The following is a 26,861-nucleotide window of genomic DNA, read 5'->3' as shown; positions in this document are numbered from 1 at the left end:
TTCTTAGCGTGCACACCACTTAACCTTGTGTGGCGGTGCGAATTAAAAATCGTTTTAGCATAGCACTGTTTTCCAACCCGCGTAAACCCAGGATAGCGGCATGCGTCCATGCCGATTCCGGCCGGGAGAACAATTTATCCAGGCCGCGCGTCAGCGCATGCATTTTCAGGATATCCATTTGCCGCATGCGCATGACGTGACGCAGAAACCCTGCATCGCCCATCGGGCGCAAAGCTGGCAGCTTGGCCAACTCACTGCACAAGGCCTGCACATCCTGGAAACCCAGATTAACGCCTTGCCCTGCCATCGGGTGCACCTGATGTGCAGCATCGCCTAATAGTAGTACCCCAGACAATGCCATGTCATCCGCTGTCTGCTGGGTCAGTGGGAACCCCAGCACAGGTCCATGTGGCCGCAGTTTGCCCAGCACATGGCCACAACGTTGCTCGACCTGTGCGGCCAATGCTTCTGGCGACAGCGCCTGTTTCATAGCGGCTTCATCTTCTGGCAACGCCCACACCAGGGAGACCTGCTGTTGCGGCATGGGCAGCAACGCCAGTGTCTCATGCGCCCCAAACCATTGCCTGGCGATATTGCCATGCGCTTGTTCAGCCAGGTAATTAGTCACCAGGGCGGTCTGCTCAAAATCTACGCCGCTGACCCTGATACCGCTTTGCTCACGTACCCATGAACGGGCGCCATCAGCACCAAGCAGCAACTGTGCTTCAATGCGATGTTGCGGCAATATTAACTGCACAATATGACCAGATTGTTGCATTGACTGCGCCGGGGCGTCAGTGATGATGGTCACTTCTGACTCATTCAATCCTTCTAATTCTGCCAACACCAGCCAGCAGGCATGTATCAGCGCCTGGCTTTCGACTATCCAGCCCATATGCGCCAGATGCGCATCTTCAGCATCCAGGCGCAGGCTGGGGCTAGCGTGCATGGCGGTAGGTGACCACAAATGCATACTGTTCATGACATTGACGCGACTGGCAGGCACTTGCTGCCACACGCCTATTTCACTCAGCCACTGTACTGTTTCATTGGTTAAGGCGTAGATACGGGCATCCCAGCGCGTGGTGTCTTCGGCCCAGCCATCAGGCAGCTGCGGGCGTGGTTTGGCATCTGTCAGCACCACTTTTTTACCCAGCCTGGATATAGCAATGGCGGCCGTCAGGCCCACCAGCCCAGCGCCGACGATGACCACATCGCTACTGATCAACGGTTTACTAGCTGCCATAACTCATCTTATTGACCAGAAAGCGACGCGCAACCGGCAACAGGCTAAGTGCGCCCAGGCCTGCCCCGCGTAGCAGCCCGACCCCAATCAGGTCATTCGAAAACACATTGACCAGGAAATCGGTAAACAGCAATCCGCGGCTGGTATCACGCGCGCGAGACTGATGATATTCGGTGAGTCTGTGCGCAGCGCCCCACTCTGCCGCTGTAGTGCTGGCGATATTCTTAGCCAGCGCCATGGCGTCCCTGATACCGACATTAAAGCCTTGCCCGGCCACGGGATGCATGGTTTGTGCTGCGTTGCCTATCACCACGCAATGTGCAGGGAAAGTCTGTTCCAGCTTGCTGAGTTTCAGCGGAAACCTGCCGCGTTTGCCTATCTGTAAAAACTTGCCGACACGATCGCCGAACGCCTGGTGCAACGCCTGTAAAAAGGCATCATCATCCAGTGCGGCGATCTGGTCTATATATGCCTGTTCACCGGTCCAGACCAGGGAAAACTGCTCGCCGTTCGGCAACAGTGCCATCGGGCCATACGGGGTAAATCGCTCGTAAGCCATATTTCGGTGCGGTAGCTCGCTTTGCACCAGGCCAACTAATGCATCATGGCCGTAATGTTTGGTTTCCCTGATCAAACCGGGGATAGCTTCCAGGCTGCGCCCACCATCAGCAATCACCGCCAGTGGCGTCACCAGTATCTCAGAACTAGCGGCAGTAGCAGTTTGAAAAGTCACTTCTGCCGCAATGGCATCCACCTGCAACTGCTGAACTGGCACCTGGTAACACACTTCTATGCCAGACTTCGTTTCAGTGATGCGTGCATCCAGGGCTTGCATCAATGCGCCGTAGGAAACCACATAGCCAAGCGCTGGCAGCTGATGTTCGCCCGCCTTAAGTAAAGCGCGGCCAAAGCCTTTCTGCTGCGAGACATGAATCGTTTCAATCGCTGTCACGGTAGATTCCAGCTGATGCCAGACACCCAATTGCTCAAGCACCTGCCGCGTGCCATATGACAAAGCCAATGCGCGGCCATCGCCGTACATGGCACCCGGCTGCTGTGCCTCAAGCACAGTCACCGGCACGCCGGACTGTTGCAATGATAATGCCAGCACCAGGCCCACCGGGCCGCCGCCTATCACTACGGGATGCGTCAGAGTTTGCTTCAAATTTGTGGGCTTCCCTGTATATACATACTTATCATGCATTGCGCATCAACGCTTCAATATCACTCACAGATTTAATCGCTGCCGCTGTCAGCACGTCATGCCCGGTGGCAGTCACCAGCACATCGTCTTCAATCCGGATACCGATATTCCAGAAATGGGCAGGCACATTTTCCGCAGGCCGCACATAGCAACCCGGCTCCACGGTCAGCACATTGCCTGGCTGCAACATGACCCAGTCGCCGGCCGCAGTTTTGTATTCCCCGGCATCATGCACATCCAGGCCCAGCCAGTGGCCGGTCCTGTGCATGTAAAACTGGCGGTAACTGCCATTCTCCAATACCTCGTCACGGCTGCCCTGGCACAATCCATAATGGATAAAGCCATCCACCAGCACATCAAGCGCAGCTTCATGCGGCGCATTCCAGTGATATTGGGGACTGACGCTGGCAATCGCGGCTGCCTGCGCGGCCAGCACCAGCTCGTACAAATCCTTTTGTGGACCGCTAAAGCGCCCGTTGACCGGGAAAGTACGTGTGATATCAGACGCATAACCGTCCAGCTCACAACCGGCATCAATCAGCAGCAAATCGCCGTCTTTCAATTGTGCATTGTTAGCGTTGTAATGCAGGGTGCAGGCATTGGCGCCGCCAGCCACAATGCTGGTATAAGCCGGTGCCTGCGCGCCGTGGCTATAGAACGCATGCAGAAATTCCGCCTCGATTTCATATTCCCATTTGCCTGGCTTCGCCACCTGCATGGCGCGGTTGTGTGCACCGGCAGCGATTTCCGCCGAGCGGCGCATCACTTCTATTTCCCAGGGGGATTTAATCAGGCGCAAGGTATCTATGTGTTGACGCACATCAACCACTGCCGCAGGCGCCTGTATGCCGCTGCGCGTTTGCGCGCGTACCGTGTTCAGCCAGCCGGTGACTTTGGCATCCCAACCGGCATCGTTGCCCAGGCTATAGAACAGCGCAGGCTGGTTCGCCATCAGTTTAGGTAATACTTCATCCAGCTCGTTGATGGAATAGGCTTCATCAAATCCGAATTCATCCTTGGCCGCTTGCGGACCATGGCGGAAACCATCCCAGATCTCGCGCTCAATATCCTTGTCACGGCAGAAAAGAATACTTTTGTTTTCTGCACCGGCCACCAGCACCAGTACTGCCTCGGGCTCTTTAAAACCGGTGAGGTAGTAAAAATAGCTATCAAAACGATAAGGGTAATGGCTGTCGCGATTACGCGTGACTTCTGCCGCCGTGGGAATCACCGCGACACCGGCCTGCATGCGGGACATCAGTTGTTGACGACGCTGGGAAAATTCTTGCCGCGAAGATTCGTGCATGGAAAAACTCATGAAAAAACTCAAAGTGATCCTGGATGGTTGGGCATTTTAGCTTATTTGGTAGGCATTTGCTGGAATGGTTCAACGCCTGGCAGACTTCAGAAACCCATCATTTCATACAGTTCTGATTGCCTGACATTTTTTTCCGCCTGTTGAATAGTGCCATCCAGTTGCCATTTTTGCAGGATATTCGCCAGGAAAGGTTTAACTTGGCTAGCACGCATGCCTGGTTTGATAGCGGGCTGATAAAGCATTTTCAGCAACAAGGCATCCAGGCCGGTTAATAGTGACTCCGGCGTATGGTCGTTAAAAATCGAGGGAAACACTTTATCTGAATCACTAGGCAGCCCCATCGCTTGTGTCGTCTCTTCCACAATGCAGGACAATAACTGGCGGTGCTCCTGCGCATAATCCACCGGGATCACCACCCAGGCTTTGCGGATGGCTTTTTTATCATCCAGGTCTAGGCCAAACATACAGGCGGCATCAGGCGGTGGCTTGAGGGATAAATTACCGCTGACCAGGGCAATGTCATTGCGCCAAAGCTGCAAGTGCGAAAACACCACCACAAAGTTGGCCTCCTGCCGCGACCTGGCAAAACTGATGGGGTGACCGGTGATTTTAGCCAAATGCTGAAAGTGGTATTTGGTGAGCAGGCTATGCTGCTCGGTCTGGTCAGTATGATGTTCCAGCCAGACTTTGACTGGCTGCAACCATTTGCGCACCGGCTGCTCGCCCACCGCATATTCACTGCGCAAGGCAATCTCAATAAACGCCTGTTGCAGGTATTCCGGCGATTGCCACGCTTCGTCTGCGCTCACCGAGAGCGTAACCATTAGACAGCACAGCGCCAGCCAGCAACGATTAGCCATGCTTTACCCCGGCATTGCCACGCAAAGGCTCCAGCAACCCGGACAGCCCGTTATGATCAATCTCCTGCATGAGTTGCAGCAATCGCCCCAGCTCTCCTGGCGGAAACCCTTCCCGTGCAAACCAGTTAAGGTAGTTACCGGGTAGATCGGCAATCAGGCGATCTTTATATTTGCCATAAGGCATTTTGAGCGTTACCAGTTGCATGAGGTCATTTGTATTCATAGTTATCTTTAATGGCGATCAAAGACTTGTTTATCGTGAAAAATACTTTTTATATAAATATTTTATTTTTACTCTCAACAAATCGCTTTCAGCGCCGTTAATCACATTAGGTAATCACATTTAGTCATTAATAAAAAGAAATTGCGATGGATTCTAACATCGCGAAAGAGACATGATGCAATACGAAATCAGTAAAGAAAAGAGTGCAGAGTATCTACGACAAGCCATCCAGCATATGTCCATGCAGGATGCTGCCTTCCATCCGGTCAGTTACGCCGTTTGGTACGAATATTCATCGGGTGAGCACGCGCACCTGATAGATGAAGTTAACTCATTGATCGAAAAAGAAAAAAAACTCAATGAAAAAAGCACTGCCCAGCTATTTAACAAACACATTGCCAGCCTGGACGCTGACAGTGCGCAAAGTATCGTTGATCGCTTCAATCATGTGGTGTCGGATATCAACGCTTCAACAGAGAAAGCCGGCCAGGATACATCCCAATTCAGGAAAACGCTGGACGCCTGGTCTGGCGAACTGCAACAACTGGATGGCGAAGTCGCCCGGCATATGGGCGAGCTGTTGTCTGAAACGGCCAATATTCAGCAATCCATGCATACCTTGCAGAATCAGCTGCATTCCAGTTTGCAAGAGATTGCCGATTTGAAAAATGAAATCGTCAAAGCCAAACAGGAAGCGATCTCAGATGGCCTGACCGGGTTAATGAACCGCAGAGGTTTTGATCTTGTGCTGAACCAGAGCCTGGAATCAGCCTCTGCGCACGAAGACACCTGCCTGATCATCGGCGACATCGACTTTTTCAAACGTGTGAACGATACCTATGGTCATTTGTTTGGCGACAAAGTCATTCAGGCGGTCGCCAGGATCATGAAGGCGGTCTCGGGTGACATGTACACCGCAGCCCGCTATGGCGGGGAAGAATTCGTGTTGTTATTGCCTCACACGCCGCTGGAGACCGCCAGGGAAGTGGCAGAAGCGATCCGTCAGCACGTAGCCAACATCAGCATTAAAAACAATGTGACCAGCAAACTGATCTCAAATGTCACGATTTCGCTCGGCGTCACTGCCTACGAACCCGGTGAATCGATTGATAGTTTCCTGAATCGCGCAGACCAGGCCCTGTATACTTCCAAGGCGAATGGCCGCAATCAGGTCACCATGATTGCTGAAGAACTGGCTGCCGCTTAGCGAGACACGGCCTCAGGCTGTCTCTCGCTTATAGCAAATCACGCTTTTGCTCGGGAATATCCTCATACGGATACCGGGCATGGCCAAATCGCATGACCAGTACGGAAATGGCTAAAATTAAAATCGCTGCCGAGACCGCCAACATATGCGTCTCGGTCATTTCCTTCATATCCAGCAACAGATACCGCGCTAAAGCCACCATCGCAATATAGATCGGATAGCGCATAGGCAGTTTTCCGGTCCCAAAATAGCTATTGATCATGGAGAAAACTTCCAGATACAAAAATAGCTGTAGCAAATCTCCCAACCCCACCATGCCGACATTCCACATTCTGGCCAATTCGTGTGCCAGCGAAAAAAACGTGGCGATGGTCACCAGTGCCAGCCCCAGTCGCTCTATCCACATCAATGCCTGATGCGCGATTTTATCGGTTTTATGTTCATATGGTGGTCTCATGATTTCCCCTGGTTTTTTGCTGTGTTTAGCCACTCATCCAGCTGCGTTAAGCGTTCTGGTGTGCCTATATCATGCCAGATCCCGGTGTGATGTTGCCCGCTGACCAGCCCCTGCTGCATGGCACTGATAAGCAAGGGTGCCAATTTGGCTGCCTCGCCACGCTTTACTGATTGAAACAGGTCTGGATGATAAACACCGACACCTGAAAAGGTCAGTTTATGATCCCCCGTTTGCTGAAGCAATCCTTGCTGTAAAGCAAAGTCACCTTGCGCATGCTGTGGCGGGTTATCTACCATCACCAAATGCGCCAGCTTGCCTGGCGCCAGGCCTACGCTCGCATAGTCGATATCGGTGAACACATCGCCGTTCACCACTAAAAAAGGCTGTTCGCCCAGCAATGGCAAGGCGTTGGCGATGCCGCCTGCGGTTTCCAGTGCGCTTTGCTCAGGGCTATACTGGATATGCACCTGCCACTGCTGGCCATCACCCAACGTCTGCTCGATCTGCTGCCCCAGATGGGCATGGTTGATCACGATCTCACTGATACCCGCCTTTGCCAGCCGCTCGATATGCCAAACGATCAGCGGCTTGCCACCCACTTGCAACAAGGGTTTGGGGGTGTGATCGGTTAATGGCCGCATACGTTCGCCACGCCCGGCCGCCAGGATCATGGCCCGCATGCCTAGTCAGCCTTTTCCAGTGACTGCAGCAACCTGAGAAAAGGACGCAGCTCTACATAACGCTCGCAGGCTGCTTGCAGATACTGCATGACCAGAGGCATATCTTTGAGATAACCGTCTTTGCCATCGCGGTGATACAGCCGCGCAAAAATACCCAGCACCTTGATGTGCCGCTGCACGCCCATCCATTCAAAATCTTTATAGAACGCGCCGAAATCTTCATTCACCGGCAGCCCGGCTTTTTTAGCCGATTGCCAGTAGCGCACCACCCAATCCATCAGGTCCTCTTCATCCCAGCGGATATAAGCGTCTTTGAACAGCGAAGCTAGGTCATAGGTAATGGCGCCTATCACGGCGTCCTGAAAGTCGAGCACGCCCGGGTTATTTTCTGTCGTGACCATCAGGTTGCGTGAATGGTAGTCGCGGTGCACAGTCACCTGCGGTTGCTGCAAAATATTGTCTATCAACTGGGCGAAGGTCTTATCCAGCACCGTCTGCTGCTCTGCTGACAATGTTTTACCCAGATGTTTAGTCACATACCAGTCCGGGAACAGCTGCAACTCGCGCATCAGTAAGGCGGCATCATACGGTGGCAACGCGTCTTTATCGGTTGCCAGTTGCATCTTGATCAATGCCTGGCAGGCATCGCCATATAAGGCCTTGGCGTTCTGCGGATTGAGTTTAGACAGGTAAGTATCGTTGCCGAGGTCGCTCAATAGCAGAAACCCTTGCGTGATATCCTGGGCGATCACTTGCGGCACATTGATACCGGCGGCCAATAACAGGCCGGCAATATTCACAAACGGGCGACAGTCTTCCTGCGGTGGTGGCGCATCCATGGCGATCAGCGTTTTTTGCGGCAGATGCACGCGGAAATAACGCCTGAAACTGGCATCGGCAGAGGCGGTGGTGAGCGTGTAAGGCTGGTCTAAAACCTGTGCCAGCCATTGTTCAAGTTGTTGTGTTCTATCCACAAATTTTCCCGGATCATGAATAAGCGATTCAAGTGCACTCGCTTGCTGTTAAAATGCGGCTCACATTTTAAGTGAAAAATGACTTTTTAAGCGTTTTAATGAATAATATAGCCCAAATGAATGGGGCATCCGGCCAGGTGGCACGAATTGCATGCATATAACAACTCTGCGAGCCGCAGAGCCTACTGAAACTATCACTCTTTGACTAATTTGCAAGTTCATTCCTCCACTTCACGGGAGCGCGGCATTCGCCTGATACTGGCGCTGGTGGCAACCGGCACCCTGACGTCCGCGCATGTGCAGGCGGACGAGAGCAACACGCCGCCTGTGGTGGTGGCTGAAAACGCCAGCCTGCCTGGCGCAGTCGAGATTGAGGGCGACACGCTCAAACTGCGTATGGACAGGCAGATGTGGGCCAGCGGCAATGCCGTGATCCGCAAAGATGGCCAGCAGGTCACCGGCGATGATATCCGTTACGACATGCAAAATGATGAGTTGCAGGTTGAAGGTAACGCCGTGATCTCAGCCGGACTCACTACCATCAAAGGGCCGATGTTGCGCATGCGCCTGAGTGAGAATATCGGTGAAATGCGCGATGTGACGATTGAGTTTCAAAGCGCCCCGCCAAGGCCTAGCAACCAGGATACCAATACCCTGCTTGATGACCAGGCGATTCTGATCAGCGATCCTAAAAGATATATTGATGATAATGCCTCCTACAGCAATCAGGAGAAAAAGAGCTCTTTTGATAATATCCGCGCGTCAGCAAAACAGGTGTTTTTTGAAGGGCAGAACATCAAGCGCCTGAAAAGCGCCAGTTACACTTCGTGTGCTGCCGATGTCGATGACTGGTATATCAAGACCGGCAGCCTGGAGTTGAATGATTACACGCGCACCGGCGAAGCGACCAATGCCTATGTCGAATTCAAAGGCGTGCCCATCCTGTATACGCCATGGATGAGTTTCTCGTATAACAATCAGCGTAAAACCGGCTTGCTGGCGCCGTTGTGGGGGACGACTTCACGCAGTGGTTTCGAGCTGCTGACGCCCTACTACATCAATATCAGCCCGGATAAGGATGCCACGCTGGCCACACGCGTGCTGAGTAAACGAGGCATACAATTCCAGGGTGAGTTCCGCTATTTGGGCGAGAACTACATGGGCTCGAATAACTTCGAGTACCTGGACAATGACAGCATGACCGGCCAGGACCGTTTTTACGCGAAACTGGCGCACCGCCACCAGTTTAGTGACCACTGGTCTGGCGGCTACAGCCTGGAAAAAGTCTCGGATGATAAATACTTCTCTGAAATGGCCACCAGGATCCAGGTGACGTCGCGAGTCAACCTGGGGCAGACGGCGTTCGTGAATTATTCGGACGAACATCTGACCTTTAACGGCACCATACAGCGCTACCAAAACCTGGATAATCTCTCGTTCGTCTACCAGCGCTTGCCGCAACTGACCGCTACCTACACCAACGACTGGAAAGGCTTTACCACCAACACCGGTGCGCAATTCGTCTATTTTGACGCCATGAAAGAAATGGTGAATGCGCCTAGCGGCAGCCGTTTTAGCTTATATCCATCGATTTCTTATCCGATGAAAAATTCTTATGGCTTTGTCACGCCGAAAGTCGGCGTACAAACCACGCATTACAACCTGACCGGCAATGTGCCGCTGGGTTACACCGAGGAATACAACCAGCTCACCAGAACGTTACCGATAGTCAGCCTTGACTCAGGGCTGTATTTTGACCGGCAAACCAACCTGTTTGATAACAGCTACACGCATACGCTGGAACCACGTGCTTACTACGTATATATCCCGTATCGCGACCAGAGCAAGATCCCTATTTTTGATACCTCGCTCAACACGCTGAACCAGAACTCAATCTTCTACGAGAACCAGTTCAGTGGTGATGACCGCATCAACAACGCCAACCAGGTCACATTGGCGGTGACCAGCCGCCTGATCGACAGCGAGACCGGCATTGAACGCCTCAGCGGCACCCTGGGCCAGCGTTTTTATTTTGATGACCTGGAAGTGTACATGCCGACCACAGCGCCGAGTACGCGCAAGTCGTCTGATATCCTGGCTGCATTCACGGCACGCCTTTCCAGCCGCCTCAACCTGGATACTTACTGGCAGTACGACCCTGACCGCGGCAATATGGAACGTAACAATTACTTGCTGCGTTATAATCCCGAGCCTGGCAAATCATTCAGTTTTGGTTACCGCTACACTGCCAACACCCTGGAACAAATCGATACCGCTGGCCAATGGCCGCTGGGTAACAGATGGTACGGTGTTGGCCGCCTGAACTACTCCATCCGTGACGGCAATGCGGTACAAATGCTAGCCGGGCTGGAGTATGATGCAGGGTGCTGGCAAGGCCGGGCCGTGATGCAAAGGGTACAAACCGCGACCGCTGACGCGAACTATGCCATGTTTTTTCAACTCGAACTGGGTGGGCTGACTTCCATCGGCGCCAACCCATTAAACGTCATCAAGCGCAATATCCCGACGTATATGCGCACTAATGACATCCCGGGAATTTACAGAGACCAGAACACCCAATGATGAAATACTTATCAACATTCTTAAAATCTGCTGTTGGCCTTGCGCTATTGCTGGGCGTAGCAGTGCCTACCAGCGCCGCTGAAAAATCCTCTATCGAAAAGATGGACAGAATCATCGCGGTAGTGGATCAATCGGTGATCACTGAGCGAGAAATGCTGGACCGCATGGAATCGGTCAGAGCACAAATGATCAAAAAAGGCGTGGAGTTGCCGCCGGACGATGTGCTGCAAAAGCAGATCCTGGAACGCCTGATCGTCGATAACCTGCAATTACAACTGGCCGGACAAACAGGGATTAAAGTAGACGATGCACAACTGGATAAAACCATAGAGCGTATCGCCGAACAAAACAAATTGACCATGCCCGCCTTTAAAAAAGCGCTGGAAGAAGACGGCACCAAGTTTTACAAATTCCGTGAAGATATCCGCAATGACATCATTCTTACCCGCCTGCGGGAGCGTGATGTGGATAATAAGGTCAATATTTCCGAAGCGGAAATTGATAACTACCTGACCACACAGGAAAAAGAAGGTGACCTGGACGAATTCAATATCTCCCAGATCCTGATCCGCCTGCCGGAAGACAGCTCACCGGAAGATATCCAGAAAGCCAGAACCCGTACTGAACAGGCGATTAAAGCCATGTCCGAAGGCATGAGTTTTGAGAAAGCCTCAGCCAACTTTTCTGACGCACCTAATGCGCTCGAAGGTGGTGAACTCGGCTGGCGCAGTGGCCAGCAAATGCCACCCCAGTTTGTTGACCTGATTAAAACACTGGATGTGGGCGGCGTTTCACGCCCCATCCGTAGTGGCAGCGGCGTGCATATTTTCAAACTGAATGAAAGACGCGCTGGAGCCAGCACGTTGATCGTAGACCAAACGCATGTGCGCCACATTCTGCTAAAGCCGAATGAAGTACTGTCCGACAAAGAAGCCCAGCAAAAAATCGAATCGATCAAGGAACGTATCGATCACGGCACGCCTTTCCAGGATATGGCGCGCCAATATTCAGATGATGGCAGCTCTTCCAATGGTGGTGACTTAGGCTGGATCAATCCGGGCGACACGGTGCCGGTATTCGAAAAAGCCATGGCCGAACTGGCACCTAATGAAGTCAGCTCGCCGGTACGCAGCCAGTTTGGCTGGCATATCATCCAGGTCATCGAGCGCCGCAAGCAGGATATGTCCAAAGAATCCAAACGCCTGAAAGCACGCCAGGAAATCCGCGCCCGTAAAGCTGAAGAAGCTTACAACGAATGGATACACGAGCTGCGTGACAAAGCGTTTGTAGAATTGCGCCTGGAAGACAAGTTTTAAATACAAGATAATTCTCACTGGATGAACACCCTCCCCCGTATTGCGATTACCGCTGGTGAGCCTGCCGGGATAGGGCTGGATATCTGTGTCAAACTGGCACACACCGCGGTGCCCGCCGCATTGGTGGTTTTGGCCGATCCGCATGCCTTGCAAGCCAGGGCAGCGCAATTAAATATCCCCCTGACACTGCATTGCTATGAAGAGGCTGCGCCTGCCCATGCGGGCGATGGCAGCTTGTGTGTATTGCCGGTGCTGGCCGGTGCCACGGTCACCGCAGGCACGCTGGACCCGAAAAACAGCCCATATGTCCTGGCCATGCTCGATCAGGCGCGCGAAGGCTGTGAATCGAACGCATTTGACGCCATGGTGACCGCGCCGGTGCATAAAGGCATTATCAACGATGCAGGCATTGCTTTTACCGGCCACACCGAATACCTGGCCGACACTACCGGCACCCCACAAGTCGTGATGATGCTGGTGGGCGGCGGTATGCGGGTCGCACTGGCCACCACCCACTTGCCATTGACGCAGGTGAGTAGCGCGATCACCCGCGAGTCATTGGCCACCACTCTGCGTATTTTGCATCAAGACCTGGTGCAGAAATTCGGTATTGCCAACCCGGTGATTTATGTTGCCGGGCTTAATCCGCATGCCGGTGAAGATGGCTATCTGGGGGACGAAGAAATCACCACCATCAACCCGGTCCTGGATGCTTTACGCGCAGAAGGCATGCACTTAATCGGCGCATTACCGGCAGATACCATGTTTTCACAGAAAAACCTGGCCAAGGCAGACGCGTTTCTGGCGATGTATCATGACCAGGGCCTGACGGTGCTCAAACACGCCAGCTTTGGCGAAGGCGTCAATGTCACCCTGGGCCTGCCTATCATCCGCACTTCGGTTGACCATGGTACGGCGCTGGATATTGCCGGGACTGGCAAAGCCGAGATAGGCAGCATGCTCAGCGCTATCAACCTCGCCATTGAAATGGTAAACAAACGCGTCGCAGCTGACTAATCCAGCCTAATGGCGAATCACCTAATCCACGAATATTCGAGTACATGAAACACCTAGCAAAAAAACGCTTCGGGCAAAACTTTCTCACCGATCAGGGCATCATCGGTAGCCTGATCACAGCGATTATGCCCGCGGCAGATGACCTGATGGTGGAAATCGGCCCTGGCCTGGGCGCCATGACGCAGCCGTTGCTCAAACAGCTTGATCACCTGCATGTGGTAGAGATCGACCGCGATATCATTCAGTGGATGCAATCGTTTTACCCTGCTGACAAAATCACCATCCATAACTCGGATGTGCTCAAATTTGACTTCAGCACCATAGGCGAACGCATACGCGTCGTCGGTAATCTGCCGTATAACATTTCCAGCCCTATCTTGTTCAAGTTGCTGGAAAACACCGCGCAGATTATCGATATGCACTTTATGCTGCAAAAAGAAGTCGTAGAACGCATGGTGGCAGCACCCTCTACCTCTGAGTACGGGCGCCTTTCGGTGATGCTGCAATACCGTCTGCAGATGGAATATCTGATCACCGTGCCTCCGGAAGCATTTGAGCCTGCGCCAAAAGTGGAATCCGCCTTTGTGCGTTGCGTGCCACATGCACAATTACCTTTTCCAGCCAGTGATGAAGCCCTGTTTGCCAAAGTAGTGATGGCTGCTTTCGGCCAGCGCCGTAAAACCTTGCGCAACACGCTTAAAGGCCTGCTGAATGATGACGGCTTTGTCGCCCTGGATATCAACCAGCAATTACGGGCCGAAAACCTGAGCGTGGCCGAGTTTGTGACTATCAGCAATTATGTTGCCGCAAACCCACTCACTGAATAAGTTTCAAGCAATCGCGTTAGGCCAGCTTTTTTTAGCCTGATATAATCTTTCTTTCCTCAAAAACAATCTTTTGGAGCATGACATGCGTTTGATTCTGCTGGGTGCGCCCGGTGCCGGTAAAGGTACTCAGGCCACTTTCATCAAAGAAAAATACAACATTCCGCAAATTTCTACTGGTGATATGTTACGAGCAGCCGTGAAAGCGGGCACTCAGCTTGGCCTGGAAGCAAAAAAATTCATGGACGCAGGCGGCCTGGTACCTGATGAAGTGATCATCGGCCTGGTGAAAGAGCGTATCAAAGACGCAGATTGCGCCAATGGTTTCCTGTTTGATGGCTTCCCGCGCACCATTCCACAAGCAGAAGCCATGAAAAACGCAGGCGTAGCGATCGATTATGTGGTTGAGATCGATGTGCCGGATGCCGCAATCGTCGAGCGCATGAGCGGCCGCCGCAGCCACCCTGCTTCTGGCCGCACCTATCATGTGAAATTCAACCCGCCTAAAGTCGCCGGTAAAGATGACACCACCGGTGAAGAACTGGTACAACGTGAGGATGACAAGGAAGAAGTCGTGCTTAAACGCCTACAGGTCTATCACGACCAGACCGAACAACTGATAGGCTACTACTCGGACTGGGCGAAATCCGGCATCGCTGGCGCGCCACAATACGTCAAAGTGAATGGCCTGGGTGAACTGAATGCAATTAAAGAAGAAATCTTTGCTGCATTGAAATAACATACGCTCTGTTAAATAAAAAAACCCGCCGTTCACTGAACGGCGGGTTTTTTGTTGCTTGTACGATGACTAATAAACCCTAGAAATCGTAACGGATCCCACCGAATACCTGGCGCTGACGTCCTGCAACCTTACCGTCAACACGGCTGATCAAATACTCTTTATCCGCCAGGTTGTGGCCGCTCAAGAAATAAGTGAACTTGGAACCCACAGCTTTAAAGTTGACCGATGCATTGAGCAAGGTATAAGCAGGGATTCTGCCTTCCTGGCCGTCCAGACTCTCAACTGTGCTGTTATCAGGGTCCACATATTGTGTACTCACATAGTCGACGCCAATACGTGCGTTAATGCCGACTGGATGCTGATAACCAAAGTTGATGGAAGCGATATCGCGTGGCGCATATGGCAAACGGTTACCACTGGTAGTTTCATCGGTGTTTTTCTTGAATTTGGCGGTAAACAAGTTTGTATAATTACCGGCAATGTAGAAATTATGCGGACTGTCATAAATCCTGCCAAAATCTACACGTGCTGCTAATTCCAGACCAGTTTGCTGTGATTTACCCGCATTGATAAAGTCACCCGCGTTTCTTTGAATCACAATCTCATCAAAGTCGATATTGAACAATGTCGCTTCAAAACCAACCCCTTTGAAATAAGAAGAACGCACACCGACTTCTGTGTTGGTGCTTTCCTCTGCACGCGTGCTGCTGATCGCGTCCAATCCGGCCAAGTCATCAAAGTTGATATCACGTGATGGCCTTGGTGGAGCGAACCCTCGATGAATACCGGCAAACAAGGTGGTATTCGCAAGCCCGTTCCAGGTCGTACCAATGCCTGGCAACCACACTGTCTGGCTGTTGGTTTTAGCAAACCCTTGTGGGTCTCCTTCTGCCTGTAACACATTGATTTTCTTTTTGTAATCTTCAACACGCAAACCTGGCGTCAATGTCCAGTCACCCAGGTAAAAAGTGTTTTGCGCATAGTAGGATTTAGCTTCAATATCAATGCGGATATCTTCGCGGAAAGAACCGAATGCCTTGGCGTAAGACAAACTTTGCGCACGTGGATCACCATCCCTGAACTGTTGGCGCTTGTTGCCTTCCTCATGATATCTAAAGCCAACGACCGCACTACTGTCTATGCCGAACAGGCTATGTTTGATATCTAAACGCGGCTCAAAACCGTAGTAATCATAACTTCTTGGACGATGGCGGCCACCACACTGAGCTGCATTTGCGACTGTTGCCGGACCTAAACCCTGGCATCGATCCATGACAGAGACACCTGTTTGAACATCAGGTGTGCCGCTTATAGTGCCAGGTGCATTGATTTGCCTGAAGGAAGTCCTGAATGCATCTACATAATAAGCATTGGTAGTTAAAGTCGCATTGGCATTGATATCAAAGATATGTTGCAACTGCAATGACTTGCGCTCGTACTCAAACTTGTCATTTTTGCCAGTCGGTGCCTGGTACTTGTCCTGTGCGTATTCAATCGCGCCTAAACCTGTTTCGGATACATGCGAATTTTCTTCATAGTAACCAACTTTCGCAATGATGCGCTGGCTTTCAGTCAGGTTCAACTGACCTTTCACCATCAGTTCACGCATTTCAAAATCATGGTTCTTGCGGATACCATCGCCTTTTTTCTGTATCGCATCAATCATGATACCGCCTTGCTCACCACCTACCCCCAGGTTTGCGGCAAAGCCGGTAAAGTCATTGTTACCAACCATACCAGTCACGCTACCTTCAAACCCGTTTTTCGGGACTGGCTTGGTCACAAAGTTGATCATGCCGCCCACCGTCTGTGGGCCGTATAAAATCTGGCCAGAACCTTTGACTACTTCAATCCGTTGTACGCGTTCGATAGGCGTGGTGTAATGCGCTGAAGGGTCTCCATAAGGACCCAGGAACAATGGCATCCCATCTTCCATTAATAGCGTGCGAGATGTCCTTCGTGGATCCATGCCTCTGACCCCGATATTGACGCCTAAACCAAACGTATTTTCGCCAACAATATGTACGCCCGGCACATTATTAATCGCCTCCTGAATTGAAAACGGCCTGCGTTCATTCAGCGCTTTTTCATCCACTACGCTATATGAACCAGGCACTGTCTCCAGGCGGTCAGGCAAAATGCCTTTTACCACAACTGAATCTACTTCTAAAGAATCGTTTTTATTACCCTGTGTTTCTGCTAATACATGTGTCCCATTGACACCCATCGCTAGTGCTGTCGCAGCCACTATGATGTTTTTATTATATGTGTACATCCTCTTTGTCCTCTTGTTGTAAAAAAATGACGGGGAGTACTAAGCAACATCTACACCACCATTAGCTCACTAATGATTATCTCGTTGATTTATTTATGCATATATATATTTTCAGAATCAATCACTTAGAAAAAGCATGCATATTCACAAATGAACATCGGCTTATAAAAACCAACATGGTTGTAATTGGTTTATATCAGCCAATTACAACCATTCATCTGATGTCGTCGTTACCCCTCACACACAACCAGCCGCAGGGTTCTCAGGTATAATTACGCTTTTCGTCATAGCGTCCCAGTCCCCATGCAACAGCAGTATCCATATAAAGAAGTCGAACAACAGGCACAGCAATTCTGGGGCGCCAGACAGAGCTTTTTAGCCAAGCCGGAAAGTAGCAAACCCAAGTACTACTGTTTATCCATGTTCCCTTACCCCAGCGGTAAGCTGCACATGGGCCATGTGCGTAATTACACCATTGGTGACGTACTCAGCCGCTATCATCACATGAAGGGTTTCAACGTGTTGCAACCCATGGGTTGGGATGCGTTTGGTTTACCTGCGGAGAATGCGGCGATCCAGAACAAAGTACCGCCAGCGCAATGGACGTATGACAACATTGCCTATATGCGCAAACAATTACAGTCACTCGGCTTTGCGATTGACTGGAGCCGCGAACTGGCCACCTGCCAGCCTGAATATTACAAATGGAACCAGTGGCTGTTCCTGCGTATGCTGGAAAAAGGCATTGCTTACAAAAAAACCCAAGTGGTGAACTGGGACCCGGTTGATCAGACAGTCCTTGCCAATGAGCAGGTGATTGACGGCCGCGGCTGGCGCACTGGCGCACTGGTCGAGAAACGCGAAATTCCGGGTTATTACCTGAACATTACCGGTCATGCCCAACAACTGTTGGATGATCTGGATAAATTGCCTGGCTGGCCTGAGCGTGTCAAAACCATGCAGGCCAACTGGATAGGCAAAAGTGTGGGCGTGCGTTTCGCGTTTCCACATACGGTGCAAAATAACGATGGCAAGCTGATTGATGACGGCAAACTGTGGGTATTCACCACCCGTGCCGATACCATCATGGGCGTGACTTTCTGTGCAGTGGCTGCTGAGCACCCGCTAGCCACACATGCAGCGCAAAACAACCCGGCCCTGCAAGCGTTTATCGATAAATGCAAACAAGGTTCTGTCATGGAAGCCGATATGGCGACCATGGAAAAAGAAGGCATGGATACCGGCCTGACCGTGACGCATCCGGTGACAGGCGAGCAGGTGCCGGTGTGGGTAGGCAACTATGTGTTGATGACATATGGCGAAGGCGCCGTGATGGCCGTGCCCGCACACGACGAACGCGATTTTGGCTTTGCCAAAAAATACAACCTGCCTATCAAGCAGGTGATCAGCGTCATTGACCAGATCTTTGATAACAGCGCCTGGCAAGAGTGGTATGGCGAGAAGAGCAAAGGCGTGTGCATCTACTCCGGCAAATACAACGACCTCAACTATGCGCAAGCCATCGATGCCGTGGCTGCCGACCTCGCCGAAAAAGACCTGGGCGGCAAACAGACTAACTGGCGTCTGCGTGACTGGGGTATTTCCCGTCAACGCTACTGGGGCTGCCCTATCCCTATCATCCATTGCGAAAGCTGTGGCAGCGTGCCGGTGCCGGATGACCAGTTACCAGTCAAGCTACCGGAAGACTGCGTGCCTGACGGTTCAGGCAACCCGCTCAACAAGCGCGAAGACTTTTTAAACTGTACTTGCCCTAGCTGCGGCAAACCGGCCAAGCGCGAAACCGACACCATGGATACCTTTGTCGATTCCAGCTGGTATTACGCACGCTATGCGTCCGGCTTCAGCGCAGACGCCATGGTCGACGCACAAACCAATCACTGGATGCCGGTAGACCAGTATATCGGTGGCATTGAGCATGCGATTCTGCATTTGCTGTACTCGCGCTTCTGGAGCAAGGTCATGCGCGACCTCGGCCTGGTCAATTATGACGAGCCGTTTGCCAACCTGCTGACGCAAGGCATGGTGCTTAACCATATCTTCTCGCGCCGTACAGCAAAAGGCGGCATTGAATACTTTGCGCCCGAAGAAGTCGAGCTGATCCAGGATGAGAACGGCAAAACGACCGGTGCCAGACTGGTTGCCGATGGCTCCACCATTGATTACCAGGGCATAGGCACCATGTCTAAATCCAAGCGTAACGGCGTGGACCCGCAATCACTGATCGAACAATACGGCGCAGATACTGCACGTTTCTTCATGATGTTTGCCGCACCACCGGAACAAACGCTGGAATGGTCTGACAGTGGCGTGGAAGGCTCTCACCGCTTCCTGAAACGCGTATGGAATTACGGCTATGGCCTGTCTGAAACACAAGCGTCTGAAATGCCGAACAAACTGACTGGCGAATTGGCCAATCACAGACGTGAGATCCATACCGTATTGAAACAGGCCAATGTCGATCTGGCCAAGCTGCAATTGAACACCGTGGCTTCGGCCTGCATGAAGATACTCAACACGCTGGAAAAACTGCAGAAAGACGCAGAAAAAGACTGGTCCGCCGTAGCGTTTGAAGGCTACAGCATCCTGTTACGCGTGCTGTCACCGATTGCCCCGCACATTGCGCAGGTCATGTGGCAAACCCTGAACCTGGGTGAAGACATCCTGGCTGCCAAATGGCCAGAGCCTGCCAATTCGGCCCTGGTGCAGGACGAGGTAGAATATGTGGTGCAGGTGAATGGCAAATTGCGCGGCAGCATCAATATTCCCAAGAGTATGGCAAAAGAACAGATTGAAGCGACTGCCGTTAACCAGGACTTTGTGCAAAAATTCCTCAATGAAGGCAGCGTCAAAAAAATCATTGTGGTGCCAAACAAACTGATCAACATTGTCGTTGGCTAGCCATGCCAGCGTTGAATATCGTAGAAAGGATGACCATGCTGCTTTCCCGCCTGACACCATTGTCACTGAACCGGCTTTCATTGGCCCGGGTTCTGCAAAATTGTGGCTGGATGGTATTACTGGCAGCGTTGACCTCCTGCGGTTTTCAACTGCGTCAGCCTTCGCCGATTGCGTTCAAGAGTATCTTTATCTCGGGCAGCTCCACCATTTCCGTCCCATTACGCAAAGCACTGACTGAGCAAGGCATCAAACTGGTAGAAAGCTCTGAAGATGCCGAGTTACAACTCGAATTGTTGAAAGAAGAAAACGAGCAGCGCATCCTGTCTCTGAGCGGTACCGGTGTGGTGCGGGAATATGAACTGTACTACCGCGTGCAGTACCGCACCAAGGCAGCGGATCAACCTGTCTGGACCCCGCCCCTGGTCATGGAAGGCCGCCGCGATTACACCTATAACGATGCTAATTTGCTGGCTAAACAGACAGAGCAAAAACTGCTGACTGAAAGCATGCAAACCGATGTGTTGAATGGTATCTTGCGCCGTCTTTCAGCATTGAAAAAAGCCGAGTAACACATGCGCATTCAAGCTGCGCAACTGTCACAGCACCTGCCACCCAAACAGCACCTGTTCGTACTGGCGGGTGACGAGCCGTTATCCATCACTGAGTCTTTGGATCAGATCCGGGCTGCCGCCAGGCAACATGGCGCGCAGGAACGCGCCAGCTTTTCTGTCGAGCGCTATTTCAACTGGGGGCAAGTCAGCCAGTTTCTGCAAAGCTTCTCCCTGTTTGCAGAGCAACGCATACTCGAAATCAACATCCCGACCGGCAAGCCCGGTGTTGAAGGCGCGAAAGCCCTGCAACAATTGGCCGAGCTGCCTGCGGCAGATACCACCATCATCATTACCCTGCCCGCGCCTGACCGCGACATGACCAACAGTGCCTGGTATGAAGCCCTGTTACAACAAGGCGTGGTCTTGACCCACAACCAGGTGCCGTTAACGCAACTGCCAGACTGGATAGGCCAGCGGCTGGCCTTGCAACAACAATCGGCAGATGAAGTATCGCGCCGCTTTATTGCCGAGCAGGTGGAAGGTAATTTACTGGCCGCACATCAGGAGATCCAGAAACTGGGATTGTTATACCCGCCGGGGCCATTACCTGAAGAAGCCATCCGCCAATGTGTGCTCAATGTCGCCCGTTTCGATGTATCACAATTGGGCGAAGCCATGCTGCACGGCGATCAGAGCCGCATCCTGCGTATCATTGAAGGCCTGCGTGAAGAAGGCGAAACTGCCGTCACGGTCATGAACCCGCTGGTGTGGTTATTCCGCCCTTTGCTGCAAGTACGCATCGCCATGCAAAACGGGCAATCACTGCAAAATGCGATGACCCAGGCCCGCCTGTTTGGTGACCGCCAGCAATTAGTTAAACGTGCGGTGGAATTTTTACCGCAAAAACATATCGAAGCAGCACTACAAAAATTGTCAGATATCGACCGCATGGCAAAAGGTGTAGGCGATGGCGATGCGTGGCTGGAGTTATCGCGCTTGTGTACTGGCATTGCACGTATGGCAGCCAGCAGATCAGCAAGAACTGGCGCATCAAGAGCACGCTAACTTTTAGGGTGAAGCTGGTTTAGGATAAAATAACAAGTTATGGACATTCAACACTATATGAAACAGCTGGGAGAGCAGGCGCGCGCCGCCTCCCGTTTGATGGCTAAGGCAGATACCAACACCAAGAACCAGGCCCTGCGCAATATCGCCAGCCTGATCCGCCATCATGAAAAAGCCCTGCTCGCCGCCAACCAGCAAGACCTGGACGCAGCCAAAGCCAGTGGCATGGAAGCCGCCATGCTGGACCGCCTGGCCCTGAGCGAAAAATCCGTGGCCACCATGGCAGAAGGCCTGGAGCAGATCGCCAGCCTGCCAGACCCTATCGGCGAAATGAGCAATTTCAAATACCGTCCTTCCGGCATCCAGATCGGCCAGATGCGTGTACCACTCGGTGTCATCGGCATTATTTACGAAGCCCGCCCAAATGTGACGGTGGATGCAGCCGGCTTGTGTATCAAATCCGGCAATGCCTGCATTCTGCGTGGCGGTTCTGAAGCCATTCATTGCAATCAGGCGCTGGCCAAGCTCGTCCATCAGGGTCTGCAACAGGCAGGCTTGCCACAAGCCGCCGTGCTGGTGGTTGAAACCACAGACCGCGCCGCGGTGGGTGAACTGATCACCATGAAACAATATGTGGATGTGATCGTGCCACGCGGAGGCAAAGGCCTGATTGAGCGCATCAGCAGTGATGCACGCATCCCTGTCATCAAGCACCTGGATGGCAATTGCCATATCTACGTTGATGATGAAGCCGACCTGGACAAAGCGGTACGCATTCTGGAAAACGCCAAAACGCAACGCCTGGGCACCTGCAACACGGCAGAATCATTACTGGTCGCGCGTAGCATCGCCACAAACGCTCTACCTAAATTAGCTGAGATGCTTATCAGCAAAGGCGTGGAGATCCGCGGCTGCGACGAAACACGCGCCATCGTTAAAGAAGCCAAGGCAGCGACTGAAGAAGATTATTACACCGAATATCTGGATGCGATCATCTCATGCAAAGTCGTCAGCGGGGTAGAAGAAGCGATCGCCCATATCAACCAGTATTCCAGCCAGCATACTGAAGCGATCGTCACCGAGAACTACACCAAGTCACGCCAATTCCTGCGTGAAGTGGATTCCAGCAGCGTGATGGTCAACGCCTCTACCCGCTTTGCGGATGGCTTTGAATATGGCTTTGGTGCTGAAATCGGTATTTCTACCGACAAACTGCATGCGCGCGGGCCTGTGGGCCTGGATGGGCTCACGTCGCTGAAATATATCGTGCTGGGTGACGGCCACGTTCGCGCCTGACAAATGGCATGAAACAAGCACTACACGGCGTTAAGCGGTGCTCGATTGATGCAATTTGAACATTGACTGATGCGCCGAAAGAATCATTAAGATGGAAATCATCGGACTATTTGGCGGCACCTTCAACCCCATCCACAATGGTCATCTTGCGCTGGCGCAAAGTGTGCTGAATACCATGCATTGCAGCCAGATCCGTTTTATCCCGGCTGCCATTCCACCGCACAAAGCCATACCAGCAGTCACGGCACAGCATCGTGCAACCATGGTACATCTGGCCATCGCCGGCCATCCGCAGTTTGTTCTCGATACCTGCGAACTGGATCGCCAGGGGCCTTCGTACACCATAGAAACCCTGCACCTGCTGCGGCATCGCCTGCCAGAGCAATCACTCTGCCTGATCATGGGGCAGGACAGCTACCTCAAATTGCCCACCTGGCACCGCTGGTTAGAGCTGCTTGATTACTGCCACCTGCTGATCGTGCACAGAGCCGACTCAGAACATCAATTGCAACTGCACGCTGCGCACGCAAGCAAGCTGGTGGATATCGCCCAGGCACCACAGCAATTTGCAGCACAAGCGTATGGCTTGATCAGTTACCTGAAAGTGACGCCGCCCGATATTTCATCCACCCGCATACGCGCTGCCCTAAGTCAGGCCGACCATACCGTCGTGGATGGCCTGCCCGAAAAAGTACTGCATTACATCCAAGAAAATCACCTATACCAATCGTAGGCTGCACTCGCTTTAGCAAACCATCAACCTGAATAGCAAAAAAGACCCGGCGATGGTTACGCCGGGTCTTTTCACTATTCGCTTGCAGGCACAAAGCCGCCAGGTGCATTAGTGCCTGGATGGCACGCCAATCAAAGCCTTTAATTGCTGCGGGTCTATTTCACCTTGGGCGCCTGTGAGTTTACCCAGTATCTCTTCCTTGCGCGCGGTAAAGGTCACTGCCAATTCACGCAGATCCAGCTCCTTGGACTTCCTCACCTCAGGAAACATCTCCTCCTCCTCTTCGTCCACATGGTGATTAATGTACTCACCGAGCACAGTCACCTTGGCATCGTACATAGGGTCTGAAGCATCCATAGCCTGGATCTGGGCGATCAGGTCTTTTGCACTCTCATGTTCAACAATGCCTTCATTGATCATTGCGGCGTCATCGGTAGCGGCAAGCGCACGTGGATAAAAAATCTCTTCTTCAGCGATGGTATGCGCAATCAGTTCGGCACAGATTTTATTGGCGATCTGCACCTTGCCTGAGATATCTTGTTTTTCAGCCAGCTTGTCGAACTGTTTGAACATTTTTTTGACTTCAGCGTGGTCATTTTTCAGTAACACGATAACATCGTGCTTTACTGTCGTTACTGGTGCAGATTTCTTTGCTGGTGCATTTGCGGCTGTTCTCATGGTAAATCTCCTGGTAAGTAGTGTTGAATCCGTTTATCAATCCAGCCATCCGTCTATCGAATGACCTTTTTTAGTAGCATCCATCATGCGGATTTAGCACTGAACACACCATGCATTTTCGGCTGAATTTATTGTAGGAAAAATCGCACTTTTGCATTTGTCCTACAAATCCTCATCACGGCTGTCATTCCAGTGTTATCAATAACACTTCCTGATAACACTTTTTTACATAAAAGGAGTATTGTTAAATATCGTTATCTCAAGATAGAAATAAATATAATGTCGCACATATAACCAACCCATACGCTTACTCACTCATTACGGGCATTGTGATCAACACAGCCTGAGGGTAGTGGCCGCACTGCTAAGGATTTTAAAAAAGTGGGATCAGATCGCTGCAGCACATCTCGTTTACACCGGCTTACACAGCTGGTGTTGGCCATTGGTACATTTGTTTCAATGCTGGCCTGCGCTGAAGAAGTGGTCCCTGACCAGGCACCGGAAGTGAGCCTGGCTTACCCTCTCCCGCTATCGCAAGAAGAGAGGGCATGGGTCAGACAGCACCCCAGTGTCAGGGTCGCCGTCAAGAGCGGCTGGATGCCGATAGAGTTTATGTTAGAGAACCAGAAACATACTGGCATCTCGATTGATTACCTCAAGCAAATCAGCCTGCTCACCGGGCTAACGTTTAACGTTGTGGATTACCACTCAAACATGACTGCCGATGACGTCGAACTCATCACCGGCGTGCGTGGCGACAACTACCCGAAAGGGTTTCAATTAGTGGCCACGCCCTATCTTGAAATCACCAATGCGATTTATGTGGCATCCGACAATCCGCTTTCTCTGGAAAACCTGAATCAGCTATCGCACAAAACGGTGGCTGTGTTCAAATACGGCCCGCTGGCACAAGCGCTAAAGGCTTCAGTGCCAGATATAGACCTTCAATTGGTGGATATCGCTGACGATGCTTTTGAATCCCTGTATGCGCACGAAGTAGACGCGTATATCGGTAACGAACTGGTGCTGGATTACCATATTGATTACCACAGGATCAAATCAGTTAAGAAAAACGGCCTTACGCCCATCACCAGCAAAGTATTTATGGCTGCCAGCGATAAAAATCCGTTGCTGCAAAGCATATTGAACAAAGCTATCCTGCAAATCGGCACTAACCCACCAGCGATTTTGAATACCTGGAAGATCAAAGACGAAAACCCATTCTTCAAGTACCTGATCGCCACCATTTCATTTTTTGCAGTGATGCTGCTGTTTCAACTGCTCAAGCTGTATCAATCCAGTAAAGAGCAGGCGCAGGCATCAGAGCAGACGATCTGGTTCCAGGCAAATCACGACTTTCTCACCCAGCTGCCTAATCGTTATTTTCTCAAAAGCAAACTCACGCAGGCTTTACTTGAATCTGAAACCAGCCAGAGCAACATCGGCGTCATTATTATCGACCTCGATAATTTCAAAGAAATCAACGATACGGCCGGCCATGCGATTGGTGATGAGGTGCTGGTGAAAGTGGCCGCACGTATCAACACCATCATCACACCGCCCAATATCATCGCCCGTTTTGGTGGCGATGAGTTCTTGATCCTGATGCAGGGAAACCCGGACGCGCAGGCCTTGCATGCATTCTGCGCCCAGCTGATCGAGATCATGGAAGCGCCTTTCAAGATTCAGCAAAAGTCATTTCTGGTTTCCTCAAGCATAGGCGCTTCACGCTTCCCGGAAAACAGCCGCAATGTAGAAGAACTGATCATGTTTGCCGATGAGGCCATGTACCAGGCCAAACGTACAGGCAAGAATAAATTCATCCTGTTTAATGAAAGCATGCATGACGTGTTTACCAAACGCACCCAGTTGGGCAATGAATTGCGCCATGCGGTGGAAAGACACCAGCTCTACCTGCAATACCAGCCTATCTTCAATTTGCACAACCTGCATTGTGAGAAAGCAGAAGCCCTGCTGCGCTGGTATCATCCTGAATTCGGCACCGTGCCGCCCAATGTATTTATCAGCATCGCCGAAGAAAACGGCTGCATTATCGAGCTAGGTGAGTGGGTGTTCCAGCAGGTGCTGAGTGACTTTACCAAACTGACAAAATACTTTGGCGAGATTGAAATATGCATCAACCTGTCGCCCATCCAGTTTGCGCAGTCAGAATGTATTCATCAGTTTATTAGCGACATCACCAGCCGAAATATCCCAGGCGCGCATTTTTGCTTTGAGATCACCGAAGGCCTGTTACTTGAGCCTTCCAACCACGTGATTGATAACCTGAACAAGATCAATGAACACGGCATCCGTCTGGCGCTGGATGACTTTGGCACTGGCTACTCATCGCTGGCCTACCTGAATAAATTCAAGATCGATTACATCAAGATTGATAAATCGTTTATTAGCAACATCACAGAAAATGCCAACGACCTGGCTTTGTGCAAAACCATTATTTATATGGGTAAACAGCTCAATATCAGGCTGATTGCCGAAGGCGTGGAAACGCTCGCGCAGGAAAACCTGCTAAAAGAAATGGCCTGTGATTACTCACAAGGCTTTTACCGCGCGCGGCCCATTACCATCCGTGACCTATCGACGGCAGATAGAGAAACTCACGCAGCTTTTTGATATGCACGCAGGGTGAATGCCGGCACCGGATTGGTGTGGCGCCAGATTAACGGACGAAT

At 51.6% G+C, this 26,861-nt stretch carries 22 protein-coding genes; 12 read left to right on the top strand and 10 right to left on the bottom strand.

The annotated features are described in order from the left end of the window. Window positions 1-19 precede the first annotated feature (19 nt). The 5 genes from ACTS9Y_RS10885 to ACTS9Y_RS10865 form a co-directional block, all read right to left on the bottom strand. Complete coding sequence (locus tag ACTS9Y_RS10885; RefSeq protein WP_442585949.1) at window positions 20-1,246, bottom strand: FAD-dependent monooxygenase; 1,227 nt, start codon at window positions 1,244-1,246, stop codon at window positions 20-22. Then, the gene (locus ACTS9Y_RS10880; protein WP_442585948.1) at window positions 1,236-2,450 is read right to left on the bottom strand and encodes an FAD-dependent monooxygenase; all 1,215 of its coding nucleotides are present in this window, start codon (window positions 2,448-2,450) and stop codon (window positions 1,236-1,238) included. Before ACTS9Y_RS10880 ends, ACTS9Y_RS10885 begins: the two co-directional genes overlap by 11 nt. Further along, on the bottom strand, window positions 2,443-3,768 hold the full coding sequence (gene pepP / locus ACTS9Y_RS10875; RefSeq protein ID WP_442585947.1) for a Xaa-Pro aminopeptidase: 1,326 nt from the start codon (window positions 3,766-3,768) through the stop codon (window positions 2,443-2,445). The genes ACTS9Y_RS10880 and pepP overlap by 8 nt, the downstream gene beginning before the upstream one ends. A gap of 86 nt (window positions 3,769-3,854) precedes the next feature. After that, window positions 3,855-4,628 carry a DUF2927 domain-containing protein gene (locus ACTS9Y_RS10870; protein WP_442585946.1) on the bottom strand — a complete coding sequence of 258 codons (774 nt, stop codon included), beginning with the start codon at window positions 4,626-4,628 and terminating at the stop codon, window positions 3,855-3,857. Continuing rightward, a complete protein-coding gene (locus ACTS9Y_RS10865; protein WP_442585945.1) occupies window positions 4,621-4,851 on the bottom strand; it encodes a DUF3820 family protein in 231 nt (76 codons plus the stop codon). Before ACTS9Y_RS10865 ends, ACTS9Y_RS10870 begins: the two co-directional genes overlap by 8 nt. A 172-nt stretch (window positions 4,852-5,023) precedes the next feature. Between ACTS9Y_RS10865 and ACTS9Y_RS10860 the strand changes: the two genes are divergently transcribed. Continuing rightward, window positions 5,024-6,058, top strand: a complete 1,035-nt coding sequence (locus tag ACTS9Y_RS10860) for a GGDEF domain-containing protein (protein WP_442585944.1) — start codon at window positions 5,024-5,026, stop codon at window positions 6,056-6,058. A 28-nt stretch (window positions 6,059-6,086) separates the two neighbouring features. On the opposite strand, the gene ACTS9Y_RS10855 is transcribed toward ACTS9Y_RS10860, so the two are convergent. The 3 genes from ACTS9Y_RS10855 to ACTS9Y_RS10845 are packed head-to-tail and all read right to left on the bottom strand — an operon-like array spanning window position 6,087 to window position 8,169. After that, window positions 6,087-6,515, bottom strand: coding sequence for a phosphate-starvation-inducible protein PsiE (locus tag ACTS9Y_RS10855; RefSeq protein WP_442585943.1), 429 nt, complete (start codon window positions 6,513-6,515; stop codon window positions 6,087-6,089). Continuing rightward, window positions 6,512-7,195, bottom strand: a complete 684-nt coding sequence (gene murU, locus ACTS9Y_RS10850) for an N-acetylmuramate alpha-1-phosphate uridylyltransferase MurU (RefSeq protein ID WP_442585942.1) — start codon at window positions 7,193-7,195, stop codon at window positions 6,512-6,514. Before murU ends, ACTS9Y_RS10855 begins: the two co-directional genes overlap by 4 nt. A gap of 2 nt (window positions 7,196-7,197) precedes the next feature. Next, window positions 7,198-8,169 (bottom strand): aminoglycoside phosphotransferase family protein, encoded by a 972-nt coding sequence (locus tag ACTS9Y_RS10845; RefSeq protein WP_442585941.1) that lies wholly within the window; start codon window positions 8,167-8,169, stop codon window positions 7,198-7,200. 201 nt (window positions 8,170-8,370) lie between these two features. Here ACTS9Y_RS10845 and ACTS9Y_RS10840 point away from each other — a divergent pair, with 201 nt between their 5' ends. The 5 genes from ACTS9Y_RS10840 (at window position 8,371) to adk (ending at window position 14,648) form a co-directional block, all read left to right on the top strand. Continuing rightward, window positions 8,371-10,752 (top strand): LPS-assembly protein LptD, encoded by a 2,382-nt coding sequence (locus ACTS9Y_RS10840; RefSeq protein ID WP_442585940.1) that lies wholly within the window; start codon window positions 8,371-8,373, stop codon window positions 10,750-10,752. Further along, window positions 10,749-12,068, top strand: coding sequence for a peptidylprolyl isomerase (locus tag ACTS9Y_RS10835; protein ID WP_442585939.1), 1,320 nt, complete (start codon window positions 10,749-10,751; stop codon window positions 12,066-12,068). The genes ACTS9Y_RS10840 and ACTS9Y_RS10835 overlap by 4 nt, the downstream gene beginning before the upstream one ends. A 21-nt stretch (window positions 12,069-12,089) precedes the next feature. Then, window positions 12,090-13,085: a 4-hydroxythreonine-4-phosphate dehydrogenase PdxA gene (gene pdxA, locus ACTS9Y_RS10830; protein ID WP_442585938.1), complete on the top strand. Its 996-nt coding sequence runs from the start codon at window positions 12,090-12,092 to the stop codon at window positions 13,083-13,085. 44 nt (window positions 13,086-13,129) lie between these two features. Beyond that, on the top strand, window positions 13,130-13,912 hold the full coding sequence (gene rsmA, locus ACTS9Y_RS10825; protein WP_442585937.1) for a 16S rRNA (adenine(1518)-N(6)/adenine(1519)-N(6))-dimethyltransferase RsmA: 783 nt from the start codon (window positions 13,130-13,132) through the stop codon (window positions 13,910-13,912). 82 nt (window positions 13,913-13,994) lie between these two features. Beyond that, window positions 13,995-14,648, top strand: a complete 654-nt coding sequence (gene adk, locus ACTS9Y_RS10820; protein ID WP_442585936.1) for an adenylate kinase — start codon at window positions 13,995-13,997, stop codon at window positions 14,646-14,648. Window positions 14,649-14,727: 79 nt separating this feature from the next. Here adk and ACTS9Y_RS10815 read toward each other — a convergent pair whose 3' ends face one another. Next, window positions 14,728-16,926 carry a TonB-dependent receptor family protein gene (locus tag ACTS9Y_RS10815; protein ID WP_442585935.1) on the bottom strand — a complete coding sequence of 733 codons (2,199 nt, stop codon included), beginning with the start codon at window positions 16,924-16,926 and terminating at the stop codon, window positions 14,728-14,730. A gap of 303 nt (window positions 16,927-17,229) precedes the next feature. Here ACTS9Y_RS10815 and leuS point away from each other — a divergent pair, with 303 nt between their 5' ends. The 5 genes from leuS to nadD all read left to right on the top strand — a co-directional run bounded on the left by leuS (window position 17,230) and on the right by nadD (window position 23,490). Then, window positions 17,230-19,845 (top strand): leucine--tRNA ligase, encoded by a 2,616-nt coding sequence (gene leuS / locus ACTS9Y_RS10810; protein ID WP_442585934.1) that lies wholly within the window; start codon window positions 17,230-17,232, stop codon window positions 19,843-19,845. Window positions 19,846-19,880: 35 nt separating this feature from the next. Continuing rightward, complete coding sequence (locus ACTS9Y_RS10805) at window positions 19,881-20,414, top strand: LPS-assembly lipoprotein LptE (protein ID WP_442585933.1); 534 nt, start codon at window positions 19,881-19,883, stop codon at window positions 20,412-20,414. Window positions 20,415-20,417: 3 nt separating this feature from the next. Further along, window positions 20,418-21,461, top strand: a complete 1,044-nt coding sequence (gene holA / locus ACTS9Y_RS10800) for a DNA polymerase III subunit delta (RefSeq protein ID WP_442585932.1) — start codon at window positions 20,418-20,420, stop codon at window positions 21,459-21,461. A 39-nt stretch (window positions 21,462-21,500) separates the two neighbouring features. Further along, window positions 21,501-22,757 carry a glutamate-5-semialdehyde dehydrogenase gene (locus ACTS9Y_RS10795; RefSeq protein WP_442585931.1) on the top strand — a complete coding sequence of 419 codons (1,257 nt, stop codon included), beginning with the start codon at window positions 21,501-21,503 and terminating at the stop codon, window positions 22,755-22,757. Between the two features lie 91 nt (window positions 22,758-22,848). Then, window positions 22,849-23,490, top strand: coding sequence for a nicotinate-nucleotide adenylyltransferase (nadD, locus tag ACTS9Y_RS10790; RefSeq protein WP_442585930.1), 642 nt, complete (start codon window positions 22,849-22,851; stop codon window positions 23,488-23,490). A gap of 108 nt (window positions 23,491-23,598) precedes the next feature. Here nadD and ACTS9Y_RS10785 read toward each other — a convergent pair whose 3' ends face one another. Beyond that, the gene (locus ACTS9Y_RS10785; protein WP_442585929.1) at window positions 23,599-24,168 is read right to left on the bottom strand and encodes a hemerythrin domain-containing protein; all 570 of its coding nucleotides are present in this window, start codon (window positions 24,166-24,168) and stop codon (window positions 23,599-23,601) included. Window positions 24,169-24,549: 381 nt separating this feature from the next. Between ACTS9Y_RS10785 and ACTS9Y_RS10780 the strand changes: the two genes are divergently transcribed. Beyond that, window positions 24,550-26,802, top strand: a complete 2,253-nt coding sequence (locus ACTS9Y_RS10780; RefSeq protein ID WP_442585928.1) for an EAL domain-containing protein — start codon at window positions 24,550-24,552, stop codon at window positions 26,800-26,802. Window positions 26,803-26,861 lie beyond the last annotated feature (59 nt).

The sequence above is a fragment of the Methylophilus sp. genome (genome assembly GCF_052173275.1).
Classification (GTDB): Bacteria; Pseudomonadota; Gammaproteobacteria; order Burkholderiales; family Methylophilaceae; genus Methylophilus.
This window is presented reverse-complemented; position numbering and strand designations above follow the sequence as displayed.

Bases quoted from the DNA above. Each gene is read 5' to 3' on its own strand.
- ACTS9Y_RS10885 (WP_442585949.1), bottom strand. From the start codon at position 1,246: ATGGCAGCTAGTAAACCGTTGATCAGTAGCGATGTGGTCATCGTCGGC.
- ACTS9Y_RS10880 (WP_442585948.1), bottom strand. From the start codon at position 2,450: ATGCATGATAAGTATGTATATACAGGGAAGCCCACAAATTTGAAGCAA.
- pepP (WP_442585947.1), bottom strand. From the start codon at position 3,768: ATGAGTTTTTCCATGCACGAATCTTCGCGGCAAGAATTTTCCCAGCGT.
- ACTS9Y_RS10870 (WP_442585946.1), bottom strand. From the start codon at position 4,628: ATGGCTAATCGTTGCTGGCTGGCGCTGTGCTGTCTAATGGTTACGCTC.
- ACTS9Y_RS10865 (WP_442585945.1), bottom strand. From the start codon at position 4,851: ATGAATACAAATGACCTCATGCAACTGGTAACGCTCAAAATGCCTTAT.
- ACTS9Y_RS10860 (WP_442585944.1), top strand. From the start codon at position 5,024: ATGATGCAATACGAAATCAGTAAAGAAAAGAGTGCAGAGTATCTACGA.
- ACTS9Y_RS10855 (WP_442585943.1), bottom strand. From the start codon at position 6,515: ATGAGACCACCATATGAACATAAAACCGATAAAATCGCGCATCAGGCA.
- murU (WP_442585942.1), bottom strand. From the start codon at position 7,195: ATGCGGGCCATGATCCTGGCGGCCGGGCGTGGCGAACGTATGCGGCCA.
- ACTS9Y_RS10835 (WP_442585939.1), top strand. From the start codon at position 10,749: ATGATGAAATACTTATCAACATTCTTAAAATCTGCTGTTGGCCTTGCG.
- pdxA (WP_442585938.1), top strand. From the start codon at position 12,090: ATGAACACCCTCCCCCGTATTGCGATTACCGCTGGTGAGCCTGCCGGG.
- rsmA (WP_442585937.1), top strand. From the start codon at position 13,130: ATGAAACACCTAGCAAAAAAACGCTTCGGGCAAAACTTTCTCACCGAT.
- adk (WP_442585936.1), top strand. From the start codon at position 13,995: ATGCGTTTGATTCTGCTGGGTGCGCCCGGTGCCGGTAAAGGTACTCAG.
- ACTS9Y_RS10815 (WP_442585935.1), bottom strand. From the start codon at position 16,926: ATGTACACATATAATAAAAACATCATAGTGGCTGCGACAGCACTAGCG.
- leuS (WP_442585934.1), top strand. From the start codon at position 17,230: ATGCAACAGCAGTATCCATATAAAGAAGTCGAACAACAGGCACAGCAA.
- ACTS9Y_RS10805 (WP_442585933.1), top strand. From the start codon at position 19,881: ATGCTGCTTTCCCGCCTGACACCATTGTCACTGAACCGGCTTTCATTG.
- holA (WP_442585932.1), top strand. From the start codon at position 20,418: ATGCGCATTCAAGCTGCGCAACTGTCACAGCACCTGCCACCCAAACAG.
- ACTS9Y_RS10795 (WP_442585931.1), top strand. From the start codon at position 21,501: ATGGACATTCAACACTATATGAAACAGCTGGGAGAGCAGGCGCGCGCC.
- nadD (WP_442585930.1), top strand. From the start codon at position 22,849: ATGGAAATCATCGGACTATTTGGCGGCACCTTCAACCCCATCCACAAT.
- ACTS9Y_RS10785 (WP_442585929.1), bottom strand. From the start codon at position 24,168: ATGAGAACAGCCGCAAATGCACCAGCAAAGAAATCTGCACCAGTAACG.